This window comes from Brevundimonas staleyi (genome assembly GCF_041893865.1).
Classification (GTDB): Bacteria; Pseudomonadota; Alphaproteobacteria; order Caulobacterales; family Caulobacteraceae; genus Brevundimonas; species Brevundimonas staleyi.
Window position 1 is genome coordinate 3,274,253 of the sequence record NZ_CP169082.1, and the last position, 17,176, is coordinate 3,291,428.

Consider the following 17,176-nt stretch of genomic DNA (forward strand, 5'->3'; position numbering starts at 1 on the left):
CGCAGTGCAGCATAAGTTTTCTAGAGACCGGCGGTCGCCTCGGCGAGGTCGGCGAGGCGTTGGGCGGCGTCGGGGATGGCGACGGAACGGGCCGCCGCGCTCATGGCGGCGAGGCGCAGCGGATCGGCGAGGACGCCCGTGACGGATGCGGCCATGGCGTCGACGGTGACGTCGTCCTCGAGGATGACCTCGGCGGCGGAGACGTCGGTCAGGAGCTTGGCGTTCAGCCGCTGGTGGTCGTCGGTGGCGATCTTCAGAGGGATCAGGATGGACGGCATGGCGGCGACGGCCAGCTCAGCGCAGGTCGAGGCGCCGGCGCGGCCGATGACCAGATGGGCGGCGGACAGGCGGGTCGCCATGTCGCGGAAGAAGGGGGCGACCTCGGCGTCGATGCCGGCGTCCAGATAGATCTGGCGCGAGGTTTCCAGGGTCTCGGGCCGGGACTGCTGCTGGACCTTGAGGCGGCGGCGGATCGTGTCCGGCAGGGCGGCGAGGGCGCGGGGCGTGGTCTCGGACAGGAGACGCGCGCCCTGCGAGCCGCCGGTGACGAGGATGTTGATGGGGCCGTCGCCGGGAGGGGCGTAGGCGCGGTCGAACAGGGCGCGAATGTCGGCGCGGACGGGGGCGCCGACGACCTGGGCGCGGGCCTTCACATCGGCAGAGGCGCGTTCGAGCGTCGGGAAGGAGGAGGCGACGGCGCGGACGTGGGGGGCCAGGACACGGTTGGTGCGGCCGAGGACTGCGTTCTGTTCGTGGATCAGGGTCGGGCGCTTCTGCAGGATGGCGGCGACCAGGGCGGGGGCGGACGGGTAGCCGCCGAAGCCGACGACGACCTGGGCGTTCATGCGGTTGAAGGCGGCCTGGGCCTGACCCACGCCCTTGACGATGGCGACGCCGGCCTTCAGCAGGCCGATGGGGCCGGAGCCGGTGGCGGCGTCCAGCGCGAGGCGCTCCTCGGCCGGGAAGGCGTGGGCGTACTGTTCGCCGCGATGGTCGGTGGCGAGGACCACGCGCCAGCCGCGCGCGGCCATCTCGCGGGCCAATGCCTCGGCCGGGAACATGTGGCCGCCGGTTCCTCCGGCGGCGACGACGCAGAGTTTGGTCATGTATACGGCTTAGCCGAGCCCCTTCCGTTCGTCATCCTCCGACAAGGCGCGCAGCGCCGCAGATCGGGGGACGCAGCGGCGCCGAAGGCGATCTGTTCAGGCAGGATGTCGAACGCAGGCGTGTCCGCGACAGGTTCGCGCTCTCGCGCGCCGCTGCGTCCCCCGGTCTTCGCTTCGCTTCGCCGGAGGATGACGAAAGGAAAACTAGGGCATCAGGAGCCGGCGCGGGCGCGCTAGGCTGGCTCCTGGCTCGTAGGCGCCGGGGCGGCGGCGCGTCAACGCCAGGGCGAACCCCATCGTCAGGCCCATGGCCATCATGGAGGAGCCGCCGTAGCTGATGAAGGGAAGCGTCATGCCCTTGGTCGGGATCAGGTTCAGGTTCACCGCGACGTTGATCGAGGCCTGAAGGCCGATCAGCATGAAGAGGCCGGCCGCCGCCGTCTGTTCGAAGGGGTCGTTCAGCTTCATCGCCCGGCCCATGCCGCGGAAGACGATGAAGGCGTAGAGGCCGATCATGACGAGGCTGAGGACCAGGCCGAACTCTTCGGCGCCGACCGAATAGATGAAGTCGGTGTGCAGGTCGGGGACGGAGCGTTTCATGACCCCCTCGCCCACCCCGCGTCCGACCAGGCCGCCGGCGCGGATGGCCTCTGAGGCGCGGTCGATCTGGTGGGTGTCCTCGACGCCGGGGGCGACGAACTTGGCGACGCGGGCCTGGACGTGGGGGAACAGCAGATAGATGGCGGTCATGCCGGCGGCGAACAGGCCCGACAGGACCGCGACCCAGCGCAGCGGCACCCCGGCCATGAAGAAGACGGCCATGAAGGTGGTGGTGATCAGAAGGGTCTGGCCGATGTCGGGCTGGATCAGCAGGAGGGCCACGACGACGGCGTAGAAGCCGAACGCGATGGAGACGCCGGGGACACCCTGTCCCTTCTGGCCCTCGGCGAACATCCAGGCGGCGAAGACGATCAAGCTGGGTTTGGCGAACTCCGACGGTTGCAGGCTGAACGGGCCGAGGTTCACCCAGCGGGCCGCGCCCTTCACCGTGTCTCCGATGAAGGGCAGCATGGCCATGACGACGATGGCGCCGAGCAGGCCCAGCACCGCGATCCGGCGGACGCCGCGCGGCGACAGCAGGGACATGGTCATCATGATGCCGATGCCGCCGGTGGCCCAGACGATCATGCGCCAGGAATAGTGGAAGGGGTCGGTGATCGACTCGTCGGCCAGGATGGCGGCCGGGGACGAGGCGAAGGAGAGCATGACGCCCAGGCCCATGAGGGCCAGCGCCGCGCCGAGGAGGCCGCGATCCACCGTCCAGAACCACTGTGCGATCGGGCTCTGGTCGTTGCGCGAGAAGGGGTGGGAGTAGACGGCCTGGGTCATGGTTTCTCAACCATGAACGGAAGGGGTAGCTCCGAGGTTAAGAACGGCGGCCCGGAATGCTTCTCCGCGTGCTTCGAAGTCGGGAAACTGGTCGAAGCTGGCGCAGGCGGGGCTGAGGAGGACGATCGCGTCGCCTTCGGCCTTGGCGGCGTCCTCCGCGGCGAGGGCGACGGCCGCGGCCATGTCGCCTGCGATGACGTGGGGCGTGGCGCCGAGGGTGGCGGCGAAGGCCTCGGCCGCCTCTCCGATCAGATAGGCCTTGGCGATGCGGGGGAAGAGGTCGCGGAGGTCCTCGATGCCGCCGTCCTTGGCCTTGCCGCCGGCGATCCAGAAGCTGGTCGGGTAGGACATCAGGGCCTGACGCGCGGCGTCGGCGTTGGTGGCCTTGGAGTCGTTGACGAAGCGGACGGCGCCGAGGTGACCGACCGTCTCCATACGGTGGGCGAGGCCCGGGAAGGTCATCAGGCCTTCGACGGCCGCCTCGTGAGACACGCCGGTCGCGCGGGCGGCGGCGTAGGCGAAGGCGGCGTTCTGGGCGTTGTGACGGCCGGGGAGCGAGCGGGCCTGGGAGAAGTCGATGGTGGTTTCGCCGACGTGTAGCTGGCCGGGTGCGGCGACGATCCCTTCTCCCCTCGGGGGAGAAGGTGGGCCCGAAGGGCTCGGATGAGGGGGCTGGTTCGGCGAACTCGCTCCAACCGACAATGAAGCGGACAGAGCCCCCTCATCCGTCTCGCTGCGCGAGCCACCTTCTCCCCCGAGGGGAGAAGGGACGGTTTGGACAGTCGTCGCATTGGACATGCGCGCGGCGACGCCCCTGCCCCACTGCTCGTCGACGCCGATCAACGCCACGGCGTCATCCGACAGGTTGGCGAACAGCCGGGCCTTGGCCGCGACATAGCCCTCCATGCCGCCGTGGCGATCGAGGTGGTCGGGCGAGATGTTGGTCAGGATGGCGACGTCGGGCGCGAAGCTGGTGGTCAGGTCCAGCTGGTAGCTGGAAACCTCGATGACATAGGCCTCGACTTCCGTCGGAGCAGGCAAGGCAAGGACGCCGATGCCGATGTTGCCGCCGACGGCGACCTTGAGCCCCGCCTGTTTCAGGACCCAGCCGATCAGGGCCGTAGTGGTGGACTTGCCGTTGGTGCCGGTGATGGCGACGACCTTGGGGCGCAAGGAAACGGGCGTGGCGGCGATGGCGCGGGCGAACAGTTCGATGTCGCCGATGACGGGGACGTTGGCGGCGTGGGCCCTGTCCACCGTCCAGTGGGGCTTGGGATGGGTCAGGGGGGCGCCGGGCGAAAGGACAAGCGCGGCGAAGGACGACCAGTCGGCGGTGGTCAGGTCCTCGAGCTCGAAGCCTTCGGCCTCGGCCTGCATGCGGCCGGAGACGCCGTCGTCCCACAGGATCGGCTCGGCCCCGCCGGCCTTGAGGGCGCGGGCGGCCGTGATGCCCGACCGGCCGAGGCCGAAGACGGCGACGCGGCGGCCTTCGAAGCCGGGGACGGGGGTCATGGGGTCAGCGCAGCTTGAGGGTCGAGAGACCCACCAGGGCCAGCATGGCGGCGACGATCCAGAAGCGGATGACGACGGTCGATTCCGGCCAGCCCATCTTTTCGAAGTGGTGGTGGATCGGGGCCATCAGGAAGATGCGCTTGCCGGTCAGCTTGAAGTAGCCGACCTGGATCATGACCGAGGCGGCCTCGACGACGAACAGGCCGCCGATGATGCCCAGGACCAGCTCGTGCTTGGTGGCGACGGCGATGGCGCCGAGCGCGCCGCCCAGGGCCAGCGACCCGGTGTCGCCCATGAAGATCTTGGCCGGCGGGGCGTTGTACCAGAGGAAGCCCACGCCCCCGCCGATGATGGCGGCGCAGAAGATGGCCAGTTCACCCGAGCCCGGGACGTGGTGGACGCCCAGATACTCCGAGAAGATGAAGTTGCCGACGAGGTAGGAGATGATGCCGAAGGCCGCGGCCGACATCATGACCGGCACGATGGCCAGGCCGTCGAGGCCGTCGGTCAGGTTCACCGCGTTCGAGAAGCCCACGATCGTGAAGGCGACGAAGGCGACGTAGAACCAGCCGATGTTCAGCAGAACGTCCTTGAAGAAGGGGAAGGCGATGGAGGTCTCGAGCCCCGGCGAGGTGGGCGAGCGCCACATCCACAGGACGACGCAGACGCCGGCGATGATCGAGACGACCAACTGGGCCAGGAGCTTCTGTTTCGAGGTCAGGCCGGCCGAGGTCTGTTTCGTGACCTTGGCGTAGTCGTCGACGAAGCCGAGGACGCCGAAGGCGGCCGTCACGCCGGAGACGATCCAGATATAAGGGTTGGTCAGGTCACCCCAGAGAAGCACCGCGACCGCGATGCCCGCCAGGATCATGAAGCCGCCCATGGTGGGGGTGCCGACCTTGGACAGGTGGGAGACCGGGCCGTCGGCGCGGATCGGCTGACCCTTGCCCTGTTTGACCCGCATGTAGGAGATGAAGCGGCTGCCCATGGCGACCGCGACGATCATGGCCGTGGCCATGGCGAGCGCAACGCGGACCGTCTGGTACTGGACCAGGTTCAGCAGGGGGTAATCCTGCGCCACGTCGGCGTAGTAGAGATACAGAAGATAGAACATTCTTGTTTGCCCCTACCGCGTCGCGCGCGGCGCTCCCCTACTTGAGGGGCGAACCCCCCGGTCGTTCCTTAGCGCTGTAGCGCCGCCAGCGCGGCCGCGACAAGCGAAGCCTTGGACCCGTTGGAGCCCTTCACCATGACGATATCGTTGACGCCCACCAGATCGGCGACCTGAGCGGCCAGTTCGGCGGCGGTCGCGGCCCAGACGCCGCGACGGGCGGGCGGCAGGGCGTCGTAGAGATGGCGCATCTCGGGACCGGCGGCATGGACGATGTCGAGACCGGCCTCGGCGATGGGTTCGGCCAGACCGGCGTGCATGGCGGCGGACTGGTCGCCCAGTTCCAGCATGTCGGAGAGGACGACGACTCGGCGGCCGCCGGGCTGGATCGGCTTGGCGCCGAGCGAGCGGAAACCGGCCGTCATCGACAGCGGATTGGCGTTGTAGCTCTCGTCGATCAGGGTGAAGGCGCCACCGGGGATGGCGACGGTATGGGTCTCTCCCCTGCCCTTCAGCGGCTGGAACTGGCCGAGCGCCTGCAGCGCCGTGTCGGTCGAGACATCCAGCGCTTCCAGCATCAGCAGAACGGCCAGGCTGTTCAGGCCCCAGTGGAAGCCGGACTGTTTCAGGGTGAAGTCCAGCGCCCGGCCGCGCAGTTCGGCCTTCACGCGGGCGCCGCCTTCGAAGGGGGCGAAGTCGATCAGGCGGGCGTCGTGGCCGGCGGCTGAGCCGAAGACGGCGATGTCGGCATCCACGGCCAGGGCGGCGGACTTCAGCGTGTCGACCCAGCGGATGTCGCCGTTGATGACGGCCAGACCGCCGGGGGCGAGGCCCTCGAAGATGGAGGCCTTCTCTCGGGCGACGCCGGCCTCGCCGTCGACGAAGGCCTCGATGTGGACCGGGCCCACGGTGGTGACGCAGGCGGCGTGGGGCCGGACCTGTTTCGACAGGGGGGCGATCTCGCCCGGCGCGTTCATGCCGATCTCGAAGACCGCGCGTTCGGTCGCCTGGGGCATGCGGGCCAGGGTCAGGGGCACGCCGATGTGGTTGTTGTAGCTCTTGATCGAGGCGTGGGCGGGACCCGCGAGGTCGAGACCGGCCTTGATGGCCTGGGTCACCGAGGTCTTGCCGACGCTGCCCGTGACGGCGCCGCGCTTGGCGAGGGTGCGATCGCGGGCGAAGGCGCCCATGGCCTCCAGACCGTGCAATGTGTCGGGGACCACGACGCAGGGGCCGCCTACGGCGTGTTCGACCAGAGCGCCGGTCGCGCCGGCGGCGAAGGCCGAGTCCGCGAACTCGTGACCGTCGCGGGCGCCCTTCAGGGCCAGAAACAGTTCGCCCGGCGCGATCTCGCGGCTGTTGTAGGTCAGGCCCGAGGCGGTGAAGTCGCCGCCTTCGATCTTTCCGCCCGTGGCCGTTGCGATGTCTTTGGCCGTCCAGAGGGGCGGAGTGGTGTCAGGCATCTAGACGCAAAGCCTCGGCAAGTTCGGTGGCGTCGTCGAAGGGGTGGGTGACCCCGGCGACGATCTGACCCTGTTCATGCCCTTTTCCGGCGACGACGACCACATCTCCGTCGCGCATCATGGCCGTGGCCTCGCGAATGGCGGCGCGGCGGTCGCCGATCTCCAGCGCGTTGGGGCAGCCGGCGCGGACCTCGGCGCGGATGACGGCGGGGTCTTCGGAGCGGGGGTTGTCGTCGGTGACGATGGCGACATCGGCCAGACGACCCGCGATCTCGCCCATCAGGGGGCGCTTGCCCTTGTCGCGATCGCCGCCGGCGCCGAAGACGACGATCAGGCGGCCGGTGGCGTGGGGGCGCAGGGCCTTGAGGACGGTCTCCAGGCCGTCGGGGGTGTGGGCGTAGTCGACGTAGGCCTCGCCGCGACCGCCCGAGACGCGCTGCAGGCGGCCGGCGGCGCCGGTGATCTTTTCGAGGGCGTGGAGAACTTTGGCGGCGTCCTCGCCGGCGGCGATGCAAAGACCGGCCGCGACCAGGGCGTTGGAGGCCTGGAAGGCGCCGGCCAGCGGCAGGAGGACGTCGTGGCGGTCGCCGCGCACATCGAGGATCAGGCGCTGACCTTCCGGCACGGCGCGGCGTTCGATCAGGGACAGGTCCCGCCCCCGTTCGCCCACGCCCATGACGCCCAGGCCCGACATGATCGAGGCGGCGGCGAAGGCGTTGTAGGCGTCCGAGTCGGCGTTCAGCACGGCGGTGCGACCGCGCGGCAGGAGGGTCTCGAACAGGCGCAGCTTGGCCGCGCGATAGGCCTCCATGTCGCCGTGATAGTCGAGGTGGTCCTGGGTCAGGTTGGTGAAGGCGGCGGCCTTGAGCGTCACCCCGTCCAGACGGCGCTGGTCGATGCCGTGGGAGGAGGCTTCCAGCGCCAGATGGGTGACGCCGCCCTCGGCCAGGGCCGCCAGAAGGCGAGCGGCGTCGCCGGCGTCGGGGCTGGTGAGACCCGGCGGCGTCAGGGCTTCGGTGCGGGCGCCGGACTGGGCGACGACGCCGAGGGTGCCCATGGAGGCGGCCTTGATGCCGAGCGCCGCCCAGATCTGGCGGCAGAAGGCGGCGACCGAGGTCTTGCCGTTGGTGCCGGTGACGGCGACGCAGGTGGCGGGCTGGGCGCCGTAGAAGCTGCGGGCGGCCAAGGCATAGGCGCGGCGCACGTCGCCGGAGCGGACCAGCAGGGGGGCCAGCCCCTCAGGCGTGTCCTGGGGCGCGAGGACGGCGGCGGCGCCCTGCGACAGGGCCTGGGGGATGAAGGCGCGGCCGTCGGCGGCCGTGCCCGGCAGGGCGACGAACAGTGAGCCGGCGCCGACCTTGCGGCTGTCGGCGGTGACCCCGGTGATCATCGGGTCGGTCGAGACGTCCCGGCGCAGAAGGTCGGACAGGCGGACGGCGCTCATGGGCGCACCACCGGGGCGGCGGGCGGATCCTCGCGCCGCTGGACGTTCAGGAAGCCGGCGATGCGGTCGATGGTGCGGCCCACGACCGGCGCGGCCACGCCGCCGCCCTGACGCGAACCGTTCGACGGATCGTCGACCAGGACGAAGACGACGTAGCGCTGGGCGTCCGCCGGGCCGTCCGCGGGGAAGACGCTGGCGAAGGAGCCGACGCCGCGCGAGAAGTCGTAGCGGCCGTTGATCAGCTTGTTGGCCGAGCCGGTCTTGCCGCCGACGCGCAGGCCCGGGGCGTTCGCCGCCCGGCCCGAACCGCGCAGGACGTTGGCGCGCATCAGTTGGCGGATATCGGCCGAGGTTTCGGCGCTGACGACGCGATGGCCCTCGGCGCCCGTGCCGCCGCGCCGCAGGGACAGGGGACGATAGATGCCGCCGTTGACCAGGGCGACCGTGGCCGCCGTCATCTGCAGCGGGGTGATCATGATGCCGTAGCCAAAGGACATGGAGGCGCGGCTGGAGTCGTCCCAGCGACGGCCGCCGCTGGGCGAGGCGCTCTCGAGCAGTTCGATCGGGGCGGCGTCCAGAAGGCCCAGCTTGCGGAAATAGCTGCGCATCGTATCGGCGCCCATCTCCACCGCCATGCGCGAGGTGCCGATGTTGGAGGAGTGCAGATAGACCTCCTCCAGCGACAGGATCTTGTTGGTCGCGTGGAAGTCCTGGATGCGGCGGTTGCCGATCATATAGGCCTGGGACGCGTCGATCATGGTGTCGAGATCGGCCAGACCGCTGTCGATGGCGGCGGCGACGGTGAAGGTCTTGAACACCGACCCCATTTCGTAGTGGCCCGAGGTGACGCGGTTCAGGGCGGCATCGTCCGAAGCCCGGCCGCGCTGGTTGGCGTCGTAGGTGGGCCAGGAGGCCATGGCCAGGACCTCGCCGGTCCTGGTGTCGGCGATGACGCCGACGGCACCCTTGGGCTGGCTCTCGGCGGCCATGGCGGCCAGTTCGTTCTCGAGCACGCCCTGCACCCGCAGGTCGATGGAAAGGGCGAAGTCCTCGCCGCGCTGGCCGGCGGCGCGGATGGCGTCGTTGAAGGCCAGTTCGGCGCCGGAGGTCCCCTGCCCGCCCGTGTCGGACGCGCCGATCAGGTGGGCGGCGGAGGTGTTCAGCGGATAGACGCGGCGATCCTCGAGCTCGAAGGAGACGCCGCCCAGGGCCAGGGCGTGGACAGCCTGACGCTCGGCCGGGGTCAGGCCCGGCTGGGCGATCAGGCGACGGTCCCCGTTCAGCACGCGACGCAGGCGCTCGGCCGAGATACGCGGCAGGGCGCGGCGGATCTGGCGATAGGCGGCCTCCTTGTCCCAGACCTCGGCCGGATCGATGTAGAGGCCGTAGTGGGTGATGTTGGTGGCCAGGAGCGCGCCGTTGCGGTCGGTCAGGTCGGCGCGTTGCAGGGCGCCGGACACCGCCGCGGCGCCATGGCCGCCGCGCGGGGCCAGCAGGGCCGCGTTGGCGGCGCCGAAGGCCAGGCCCGAGAAGACCGCGATGAAGACCGCGCGGATCAGGAAGATGCGGACGCGGGTGTCTTCCTCCGGCCGGGCGTCGGCGCGGGCGCGTTCGAAGGCGTGTTCCACGAACCAGACGGCCTCGCCCAGCCAGCGCAGCCAGGGAGAGACGGCCGAGGTCAGCGGACGACCGGCGCCGGGGGCGGGACGATAGGCGCGGGGATCGTGAACGGTCATCGCGCAGCCTCCGCATCAGGTGCGGCGGCGTCGGACGGAGCCGTTTCGGCGGCGGGCGTGGGGGCGGACGCGGCGACGGGAGCCGGGACGTGGACCGGCTTCAGGTTCGGCAGGGCCTGTTCGTCCACCTGACGCTCGGCCTTGACGGGGGCGAGCTCGGCGCCGCGCGACAGGGCCTCCAGGCGGCCAGGCTGTTCCAGGCGGGCCGCCTCGGCGCGCAGCAGGCGGACGCGCTGGGCGTTCTCGGCGATCTGGCGCTCCAGCCGGCCGATCTCGGCGCTCTCGCGGGCGGCGGCGGCCTTGGCGACATAGACGGAGAAGACCATGGCGGCGACGCAGACCAGGCCAATGATCTCGATCCAGCGGATGCCGCGGATCTTCCAGTCGAACAGGCGTTGGACAGAGGCGGGGATCATGCGGCCGCCCTCCAGACAGGCGCGTCCGTGCGGACGGCGGCGCGCAGCTTGGCCGAGCGCGAACGGGGGTTGGCGGCCAGCTCGGCCTCGCCGGCCTCGCGCGCGCCCTTGAACTGCAGGGTGAAGCTGGGCTTGCGGGTCTCGACGGCGACCGGGGCGTGACGCGAACCGCCCGGCGCATTGCCGCTGCGCTCGGTCAGGAAGGCCTTCACGATCCGGTCTTCAAGCGAGTGGAAGGTGACGACGGCCAGACGGCCGCCGGGCGCCAGGGTGCGTTCGGCGGCTTCGAGGCCGGCGGTGAGCTCGCCCAGTTCGTCGTTCACGGCGATACGCAGAGCCTGGAAGGTGCGGGTGGCTGGATGGGTCGGGGCGCCGCGACGGCCGCCGAGCGCCTTTTCCACCACGTCGGCCAGGTCGAGGGTGCGGGTGAAGGGCTGTTCGGCGCGACGGCGCAGGATGGCCGTGGCGATGCGGCCCGACTGACGCTCTTCACCATAAAGCTTCAGAATGTGGGCGAGCGGACCGTGGTCCCAGGTGTTGACGATATCGGCCGCGCTTTCGCCCTCGCCGGCCATCCGCATGTCCAGCGGCCCGTCGCGCATGAAGGAGAAGCCGCGCTCGGCCTCATCCAGCTGCATGGAGGAGACGCCGATGTCGAAGACGGCGCCGTCCAGCTTCGCCGCGCCGGTTTCGGCGAAGGCGTCGGACAGGCCCGAGAAGGGCGTGCGGATCAGTTGGAACTGGCCGGGATAGTCGTTGGCGACGGCGTCGGCGTGCTTTTGGACCGTCGGGTCGCGGTCCAGGGCGATGACGTTCGCGCCCGTCGCCAGGATGGCGCGAGTGTAGCCGCCGGCGCCGAAGGTGGCGTCGATCACGACATCGCCGGTCTTCGGGGCCAGGGCCTCGATGACTTCATCCAGGAGGACGGGGGCGTGGGGACCGCTCATTGGTCATTCCCCGGCATGCGGCGGCGCGCGACGTCGCCGCGTTCGCGCATGGCCTTCTTCGCCAGTTCGCGACGCTCGTCCTTGCGGGCGTTCCAGCGGGCGCGATCCCAGATCTGGAAGCGTGGCCCCATGCCGACGATGACGACGTCTTCGCCGAGCCCGGCTTCCTGGCACAGGCTTTCCGGCAGGGTGATGCGGCCGCCGCCGTCGTAGGCGAGCTGTTTCTGGCCGCCGTAGACCGTCTCTTCCAGCGCCGTGCGCCAGTCGTCGCCGAAAGGCAGGGCTTCGATCATGGCGACGTATTCGGCCATCAGCTTGTCGCCGCCGGCCTCGAGGCAGTCGGACTCGACCGAGAAAAAGCAGAAGACGCCCAGATCGGCGCCGTTGTCGGCTGTGCGGAACTCCTGAGGGATCAGGAGACGGCGCTTGCCGTCCAGCTGCTTCTCACTGGTTCCGAGAAACACGCCCGTCCAACTCGGACCCCTCGGCCCGCCCCTAAGAGTTAATCCCCGCGCCCGACCAGCCGGCGCCGCCTAATCCCACAACAGCGAGTATGGGATAGCATGGGATCAAATGGGTCTCAATGGGATTGGTTGACGCGCTTTAACCAAAGTTATAGGTCGCACAGCTTTTCAACAGAACATACACAGAACATGTGCAGTATTGATGGACCGCAAACCAGTGCAGACGCGCGCTTCGACGTCGCACTGTGGCGAAAAAGCGTTATCGGGGGGGATAAAGCCAGACGGCCTGTAAGCCGGGTTCTGTCCGCCCGAAGGCGGCGACGATCATTCCTCTGGACCACCCATCGCTGAGCGGTTCTCGCGACCTACCCGGACGTCTCGGGCGGTGAACCCTGCGACCGAAATCGCGCGACGTCCCTATTCGGTCTTGCTCCAGGCGGGGCTTGCCATGCCGTCGCTGTTACCAGTGACGCGGTGGGCTCTTACCCCACCCTTTCACCCTTACCCGCACCGAGGTGCAGGAGGTTTGCTTTCTGTGGCGCTATCCCTCGGGTCACCCCGGGCGGGCGTTACCCGCCGCCTTTTCACCGTGGAGCCCGGACTTTCCTCGACGGGAGCAAGTCCCGCCGCGACCGCCCGGCCGTCTGGCGAGGGCGTGATGCGCCCTGAGCGGCGACGGGTCAACCGCGAGGTGAAAAATCACCTTTTTGGTGATAGACTGACGGCATGGCTGAACGCGCTGAGCAGCAGTACCCGATGATCTTCGAAAGCCACGAAGCGCGCCTTCAGTGGGAGCGCGAACGCCTTGCCGAAGCGGACGCCGACATCGCGGCTGGTCGCGTGATTTCCGGCCAAGAAGCAATAGATTGGCTGGATCGTTGGGCCGCCGGTGAGGAACTCGAAGAACCCACGTTCGACTAGATGGACGAACGCTATCGGCTTGAGTTCACCGCTAGAGCCCGCGCCGATCTACTTCAGGCGCGACGCTGGCTGACTCAGCCCGGCAGCGGACTGAGAGCTCAACTCAGGCTTGCCCGCATCAACAGAGCCATCATCGAACTTGAGTTCGCGCCGTTGCGCTGGGCGGTCGGTCGACATCCGAATGTCCGAGTCAGGCTCGTGGAGGGCCACTCGGTGCACTATAGCGTAGACAGGTTTGAGAAAGCGATTGTCGTGCGACGTGTCTTCAGCCCTTACCAGGATCAGTCGATCCTCTAGTTCAGGACGCCAGTGATGCTCTCGGCCGAGGCCAGCTGAAGCACCCCCATCAGCGTCGCACGGGTTTCCCCATCAGCGACGCCATCGACCTTCGACGGTCGCCAGTGGCGCTGGAAGGCCTGGACGGTGATGCGGGTCTCTTCGGTGTATTTGCCATCCGGCAGGGGTTCGTAGCCGAGGCGGTGCAGGCCGGCCTGGAGGACGTGAACGCCGAGGCCTTCGTCGCCGATGCCGAGCGGCGGGCCGAGGGCGGCGATCCGCTCCTGGGCCGGTTCGAACCACAAGCCCTGGCGGTGGGCGGCGAGCAGCTTCCAGGGGAAGCGTTCGCCGGGGTCCTCCTTGCGGGTCGGGGCGACGTCGGAGTGGCCCAAGATGCGGGCGTCCTCGATGGCCCAGCGCGTGCGGATCTCGTCGATCAGCGCGATGACCGAGGCGACCTGGGCGTCAGGGAAGTCGCGATAGCCCCACTCATGGCCCGGATTGACGATCTCGATGCCGATGGAGACGGCGTTGATGTCGGTCTCGCCCTTCCACCAGCTCTTGCCGGCGTGCCAGGCGCGGCGCTCCTCGGGCACCAGACGCAGAACCGAGCCGTCCTCGTCGATCACGTAATGGGCCGAGACCTTGGCCTCGGGGTCACGGAGGCGCGCGATGGCGGCCTCGGCCGTCTGCATGCCGGTGTAGTGAAGAAGGACCATGTCGGGCGGGCCGCGACGCTGGTCGAAATTGGGCGACGGGGCGTCGCCGATTGTCAGCATGACCGGCGCCCCCAGATCAGCGTTGGGGACGTTCCCAGCCGTAGGCGACCCAGGTGTCGCCGACCTTCTGGGCCTCGATCACGTCGTCGGAGCGGCGCGTGCGGACCGTGGCGCGGCGACGGGCGCGCATGGCCAGACCCGCGAAGAAGATCAGCACGCTGGCGAACAGGGCGATCACGGCGACGGCGGCGGCGGTGAAGACCGCGAGCACGGCGCCCAGGGCCAGGGCGGCCAGTGTGGCGATCACGCCGCCCAGCCACAGGATCGGCGCGAGCAGGCCTTGCGGCCGGCGGCGATTCTGAAAGCCCAGGGTGGCGAACGGATCCTGCGTCATCTGTATTCCTTGTCGAGCGCGCCCGAAGAGTCTTCGGCAACGCCTGAACCCCCAATGTCGGTCCACAGAGATGAACCGTCAATGACCGGCCGCTTCACAGGCGAGTGTTAATCGCCGCACCCTGATCGATTACAGCGACCGGTCGGCCAGGACCGAAGCCCCCTGCCCCCGCATCCGCTCGGTCTCGACGCGTTCCAGCATGGCCTGGGCGCGCGGATCGGCCATGACGCCGCCCAGGGTCACCAGAGCCTGGGCCGCCTCGGACTGGACGCCGAAGGCCGAGGACAGGGCCTCCCAGGCGCTTTTCGGTTCGGGGAAGCGTTTGAAGCGGACCGACTGGTTCTGGGGGATCTCGGCCAGTTCGCGGGCCTTGCCGATGGCCTCGGTCAGACCGCCCAGCTGGTCGACGAGGCCCAGGGACTTGGCCTGGGCGCCGGTCCAGACGCGGCCGCGCGCGATCTCGCGCACGCGGGCGACGGGGATGTCGCGGCCCTCGGAAACGCGTTGAACGAACTCCTCGTAGACCCGGTCCATCGAGGCGGAGAAGATCGCGCGCTGGGCCGGGGTCCAGGTCGACGAAGGGCTGAGGGCGTCGGCGTACTGGCCGCCGACCGAGATGCCGCGCATGTCGACGCCGAACCGGGCCAGGGCGTCGGCGACGACGAACTTGCCGCCGAAGACGCCGATGGAGCCCGTGATGGTCGAGGGCTGGGCCACGATCCAGTTCGCCTCGGAACTGATCCAGTAGCCGCCGGACGCGGCGTAGTCGCCCATGGAGACGACGACCGGCTTGCCCGCCGCCTTTGCCGCGCGGACGGCGGCCAGGATCTGTTCCGACGCTTCCGGAGAGCCGCCGGGCGAGGAGACGCGGAAGACGATGGCTTTCACCGAGCGATCCTCGATGGCGTCGTAGATGGCTTCGGCCGTGGCGTCAGAGGCGATGGAGGAGCCGCTGCCGAAACCGCGGCTGCGGCCCGCGCCCGTCACGATGGCGCCCTCGCCGCCCACGATGGCGATGGCGTCGCGGCCGGACCCGGTACGCTCGCCCTGGGACGAGGCGTAGCTGGAGAACTCGATGATGTCGGCGTTGGCACCCGCGCGACGCTTGGCCTCGGCCTCGGCCTCCTCGACCTGGCCGATCTTGTCGATGAGCTTCAGCTCCAGGGCCTGCTGGGCGGTATAGGGCCCGGCCTCGATCGTGGCCTTCAGCACGGTCGCCTCGACCTTGCGATCAAAGGCGGCGTTGGCGAGCGCCGAGTCGTAGATGGAGGTCATCCAGGCGGCCATCGCCTCGCGGTGGGGGCCGGTGTAGTCCGACTGCGTGAACTCGTTGACGGCGTTCTTGTATTCGTAGCGCTGCTCGAACTCCGGGCGCACGCCGTAGCGGTCGAAGGCGCGACCCAGGAACAGGCTGTTGGTCGACAGGCCCGTCGCCTGGAAGTTGGCGGTGTTCTGCATCCACAGCTCGGAGGCGGCCGAGCCGACCATATAGCTGGAGATGGTCGTGCCGACGGGCATGAAGCCCTGGGAGTGGGCGATGACCGGCTTGCCGGAGGCGCGGAAACGACGGACGGCCTGGCGGATCTCGTCGGCGGCGGCGGGGGCGAGACCGGCTTCCGGCAGGCGGACCAGCAGGACTTTGACGTGGGCGTCCTTCTCGGCCTGGGCCAGGGTGTCGACGATGCCGACGACCGACAGACCGGAGCCTCCGAAGGCGGCGAAGGGGTTCTGGGACGCCTGGTCGGTGAGGCCTTCGCGCAGATCCAGTTCCAGGACGGCGTTGGCAGGCGTTGCCGGTTCGCTGGACGAGGCCGCCGCCGCGATGATCAGAACGATCGGCAGGACGACGACGAACAGGATCAGGCCGGTGAAGACACCGAGCACCGTCAGGAAGAACTGTTTCATGGGCGGGGGAGCGTCCGGTCCAGCGGCCAGGATCGGCCTAGGTCCTTGAACATAAGGGCCAAGGCGTTGCGGTCAAATGAAGGTGGCGCAACGGGGGAATCTCCCTCCCCCTCGGGAGAGGGTCGTCGCGGAGCGACGGGGTGGGGAGGACAGGGCGACCGAGCGACGACCTGTCCGTGGGGCCTCGCCTTGCCGCCCCCACCCGGCTTCGCTGCGCTCAGCCACCCTCCCCCCAGGGGGAGGGAGATCGACTTCGCATTCGCAGCATTCCGATTGAAGACGGACGTGGAAATCCCTATATCCGCCATCTGCGAGCGGGGGCCTATCGCCCCGCGTCACGAGTGGACCGCACCTCCATGCTGGTCACCATGATGAAGGCCAAACTGCACCGCGCGACGGTGACCCAGGCCGATCTGGACTATGAAGGCTCGATCGCCATCGACGGCGATCTGCTGGACGCCGCCGGGATCTTCCCGAACGAGCAGGTCGATGTGCTGAACATCACCAACGGCGCCCGCTTCACGACCTATGCGATCGAGGCCCCCCGCGGGTCGAAGGTCATCGGCGTCAACGGCGCCGCCGCGCGTCTGGTGCAGAAGAACGACAAGGTCATCGTGGTGACCTATGGCCAGATGCCGCAGGAAGAAGCCCGTCAGTGGGCGCCGACCGTGGTGCTGCTGGACGACGGCAACGCGATCAAGGCGGCGGCTTAAAGTCCTTCTCCCCTTGCGGGAGAAGGTGGCAGCCGAAGGCTGACGGATGAGGGGTCACGCCGACCTCGCCGACCGGCCTTGCAACTCTGCTCAGAACTCTGGTGTGACCCCTCACCCGTTCGCGCGAGTACGACGGCTGCGCCGCCGTGCGCGAACGCCCTCTCCCGCAAGGGGAGAGGGATAGAGGGGCGGATCCTACTTCTTGCGGCCGTCCAGGCTCCAGGCGCCGGGGCCGGAGGTGACCAGGTAGAGGAAGATGAAGCAGTAGAGGATGGCCGCGTCGCCGCCGTTGATGACGGGGAACGGGCTCGAAGGGGCGTGGAACATCCAGTAGGCCACGGCCATCATGCCCGACAGGACGAAGGCTGTCGGACGGGTGAACAGGCCCAGGATGATGAGGACGCCGCCGACGGTTTCGAGCACGCTGCCGACGCCCAGCAGGGTCATGAGTTCCTGCTGACCGGGTTCGGCGCCGGCGGGGAAGCCGATCAGCTTGACCAGGCCGTGACCCAGTAAGGTCAGGCCGGTGACGATGCGGAGGATGGCGAGCGCCTGAGGCTGCCATTTGGAAGCGCCGTTGAAGGCATTCATGGATTTCGTCCCTGTCTAGGCGGGTCGTCGTAAAGGTGCGGCCCGTACAGCGACGCTACGCCGCACGGG

The 17,176-nt window shown here is 69.1% G+C and carries 17 protein-coding genes and 1 other RNA gene; 3 read left to right on the plus strand and 15 right to left on the minus strand.

Going from position 1 to position 17,176, the window contains the following annotated elements; all coding sequences use genetic code 11:
* Positions 1–20: 20 nt before the first annotated feature.
* The 11 genes from murG to rnpB all read right to left on the minus strand — a co-directional run bounded on the left by murG (position 21) and on the right by rnpB (position 12,236).
* Positions 21–1,106 carry an undecaprenyldiphospho-muramoylpentapeptide beta-N-acetylglucosaminyltransferase gene (murG, locus tag ACETK8_RS16565; protein WP_374036925.1) on the minus strand — a complete coding sequence of 362 codons (1,086 nt, stop codon included), beginning with the start codon at positions 1,104–1,106 and terminating at the stop codon, positions 21–23.
* Positions 1,107–1,310: 204 nt separating this feature from the next.
* Positions 1,311–2,495, minus strand: coding sequence for a peptidoglycan glycosyltransferase FtsW (locus ACETK8_RS16570; RefSeq protein ID WP_374036926.1), 1,185 nt, complete (start codon positions 2,493–2,495; stop codon positions 1,311–1,313).
* A gap of 6 nt (positions 2,496–2,501) precedes the next feature.
* Complete coding sequence (locus tag ACETK8_RS16575) at positions 2,502–4,007, minus strand: Mur ligase family protein (protein ID WP_374036927.1); 1,506 nt, start codon at positions 4,005–4,007, stop codon at positions 2,502–2,504.
* 4 nt (positions 4,008–4,011) lie between these two features.
* Positions 4,012–5,121, minus strand: coding sequence for a phospho-N-acetylmuramoyl-pentapeptide-transferase (gene mraY / locus ACETK8_RS16580; RefSeq protein WP_374036928.1), 1,110 nt, complete (start codon positions 5,119–5,121; stop codon positions 4,012–4,014).
* Between the two features lie 68 nt (positions 5,122–5,189).
* Positions 5,190–6,581, minus strand: a complete 1,392-nt coding sequence (locus tag ACETK8_RS16585; protein WP_374036929.1) for a UDP-N-acetylmuramoyl-tripeptide--D-alanyl-D-alanine ligase — start codon at positions 6,579–6,581, stop codon at positions 5,190–5,192.
* Positions 6,574–8,025 carry a UDP-N-acetylmuramoyl-L-alanyl-D-glutamate--2,6-diaminopimelate ligase gene (locus ACETK8_RS16590; RefSeq protein WP_374036930.1) on the minus strand — a complete coding sequence of 484 codons (1,452 nt, stop codon included), beginning with the start codon at positions 8,023–8,025 and terminating at the stop codon, positions 6,574–6,576. Before ACETK8_RS16590 ends, ACETK8_RS16585 begins: the two co-directional genes overlap by 8 nt.
* Positions 8,022–9,761, minus strand: a complete 1,740-nt coding sequence (locus ACETK8_RS16595; protein ID WP_374036931.1) for a peptidoglycan D,D-transpeptidase FtsI family protein — start codon at positions 9,759–9,761, stop codon at positions 8,022–8,024. Before ACETK8_RS16595 ends, ACETK8_RS16590 begins: the two co-directional genes overlap by 4 nt.
* Positions 9,758–10,177: a cell division protein FtsL gene (gene ftsL / locus ACETK8_RS16600; RefSeq protein ID WP_374036932.1), complete on the minus strand. Its 420-nt coding sequence runs from the start codon at positions 10,175–10,177 to the stop codon at positions 9,758–9,760. The genes ACETK8_RS16595 and ftsL overlap by 4 nt, the downstream gene beginning before the upstream one ends.
* Complete coding sequence (gene rsmH, locus ACETK8_RS16605; protein ID WP_374036933.1) at positions 10,174–11,124, minus strand: 16S rRNA (cytosine(1402)-N(4))-methyltransferase RsmH; 951 nt, start codon at positions 11,122–11,124, stop codon at positions 10,174–10,176. The genes ftsL and rsmH overlap by 4 nt, the downstream gene beginning before the upstream one ends.
* On the minus strand, positions 11,121–11,588 hold the full coding sequence (locus tag ACETK8_RS16610; RefSeq protein WP_374036934.1) for a division/cell wall cluster transcriptional repressor MraZ: 468 nt from the start codon (positions 11,586–11,588) through the stop codon (positions 11,121–11,123). The genes rsmH and ACETK8_RS16610 overlap by 4 nt, the downstream gene beginning before the upstream one ends.
* A 273-nt stretch (positions 11,589–11,861) precedes the next feature.
* An RNA gene (rnpB, locus tag ACETK8_RS16615) (RNase P RNA component class A) lies at positions 11,862–12,236 on the minus strand.
* A 78-nt stretch (positions 12,237–12,314) separates the two neighbouring features.
* On the opposite strand from rnpB, the gene ACETK8_RS16620 reads away from it, so the two are divergent.
* Together ACETK8_RS16620 and ACETK8_RS16625 are read left to right on the plus strand one after the other, a co-directional pair.
* Positions 12,315–12,509, plus strand: coding sequence for an antitoxin (locus ACETK8_RS16620; protein WP_374036935.1), 195 nt, complete (start codon positions 12,315–12,317; stop codon positions 12,507–12,509).
* A complete protein-coding gene (locus tag ACETK8_RS16625; RefSeq protein WP_374036936.1) occupies positions 12,510–12,806 on the plus strand; it encodes a type II toxin-antitoxin system RelE/ParE family toxin in 297 nt (98 codons plus the stop codon).
* On the opposite strand, the gene ACETK8_RS16630 is transcribed toward ACETK8_RS16625, so the two are convergent.
* The 3 genes from ACETK8_RS16630 to sppA all read right to left on the minus strand — a co-directional run bounded on the left by ACETK8_RS16630 (position 12,803) and on the right by sppA (position 15,803).
* Positions 12,803–13,564 (minus strand): peptidoglycan recognition protein family protein, encoded by a 762-nt coding sequence (locus ACETK8_RS16630; protein WP_374036937.1) that lies wholly within the window; start codon positions 13,562–13,564, stop codon positions 12,803–12,805. The genes ACETK8_RS16625 and ACETK8_RS16630 overlap by 4 nt on opposite strands.
* Positions 13,565–13,580: 16 nt before the next feature.
* Positions 13,581–13,898: a hypothetical protein gene (locus tag ACETK8_RS16635; protein WP_374036938.1), complete on the minus strand. Its 318-nt coding sequence runs from the start codon at positions 13,896–13,898 to the stop codon at positions 13,581–13,583.
* A 129-nt stretch (positions 13,899–14,027) separates the two neighbouring features.
* A complete protein-coding gene (gene sppA, locus ACETK8_RS16640; protein ID WP_374036939.1) occupies positions 14,028–15,803 on the minus strand; it encodes a signal peptide peptidase SppA in 1,776 nt (591 codons plus the stop codon).
* Positions 15,804–16,159: 356 nt separating this feature from the next.
* Between sppA and panD the strand changes: the two genes are divergently transcribed.
* Positions 16,160–16,516 carry an aspartate 1-decarboxylase gene (gene panD, locus ACETK8_RS16645; RefSeq protein ID WP_374039420.1) on the plus strand — a complete coding sequence of 119 codons (357 nt, stop codon included), beginning with the start codon at positions 16,160–16,162 and terminating at the stop codon, positions 16,514–16,516.
* A 195-nt stretch (positions 16,517–16,711) separates the two neighbouring features.
* On the opposite strand, the gene ACETK8_RS16650 is transcribed toward panD, so the two are convergent.
* Entirely contained in the window at positions 16,712–17,107 is a 396-nt protein-coding gene (locus ACETK8_RS16650; protein WP_374036940.1) for a DoxX family protein, read from the minus strand.
* Positions 17,108–17,176 lie beyond the last annotated feature (69 nt).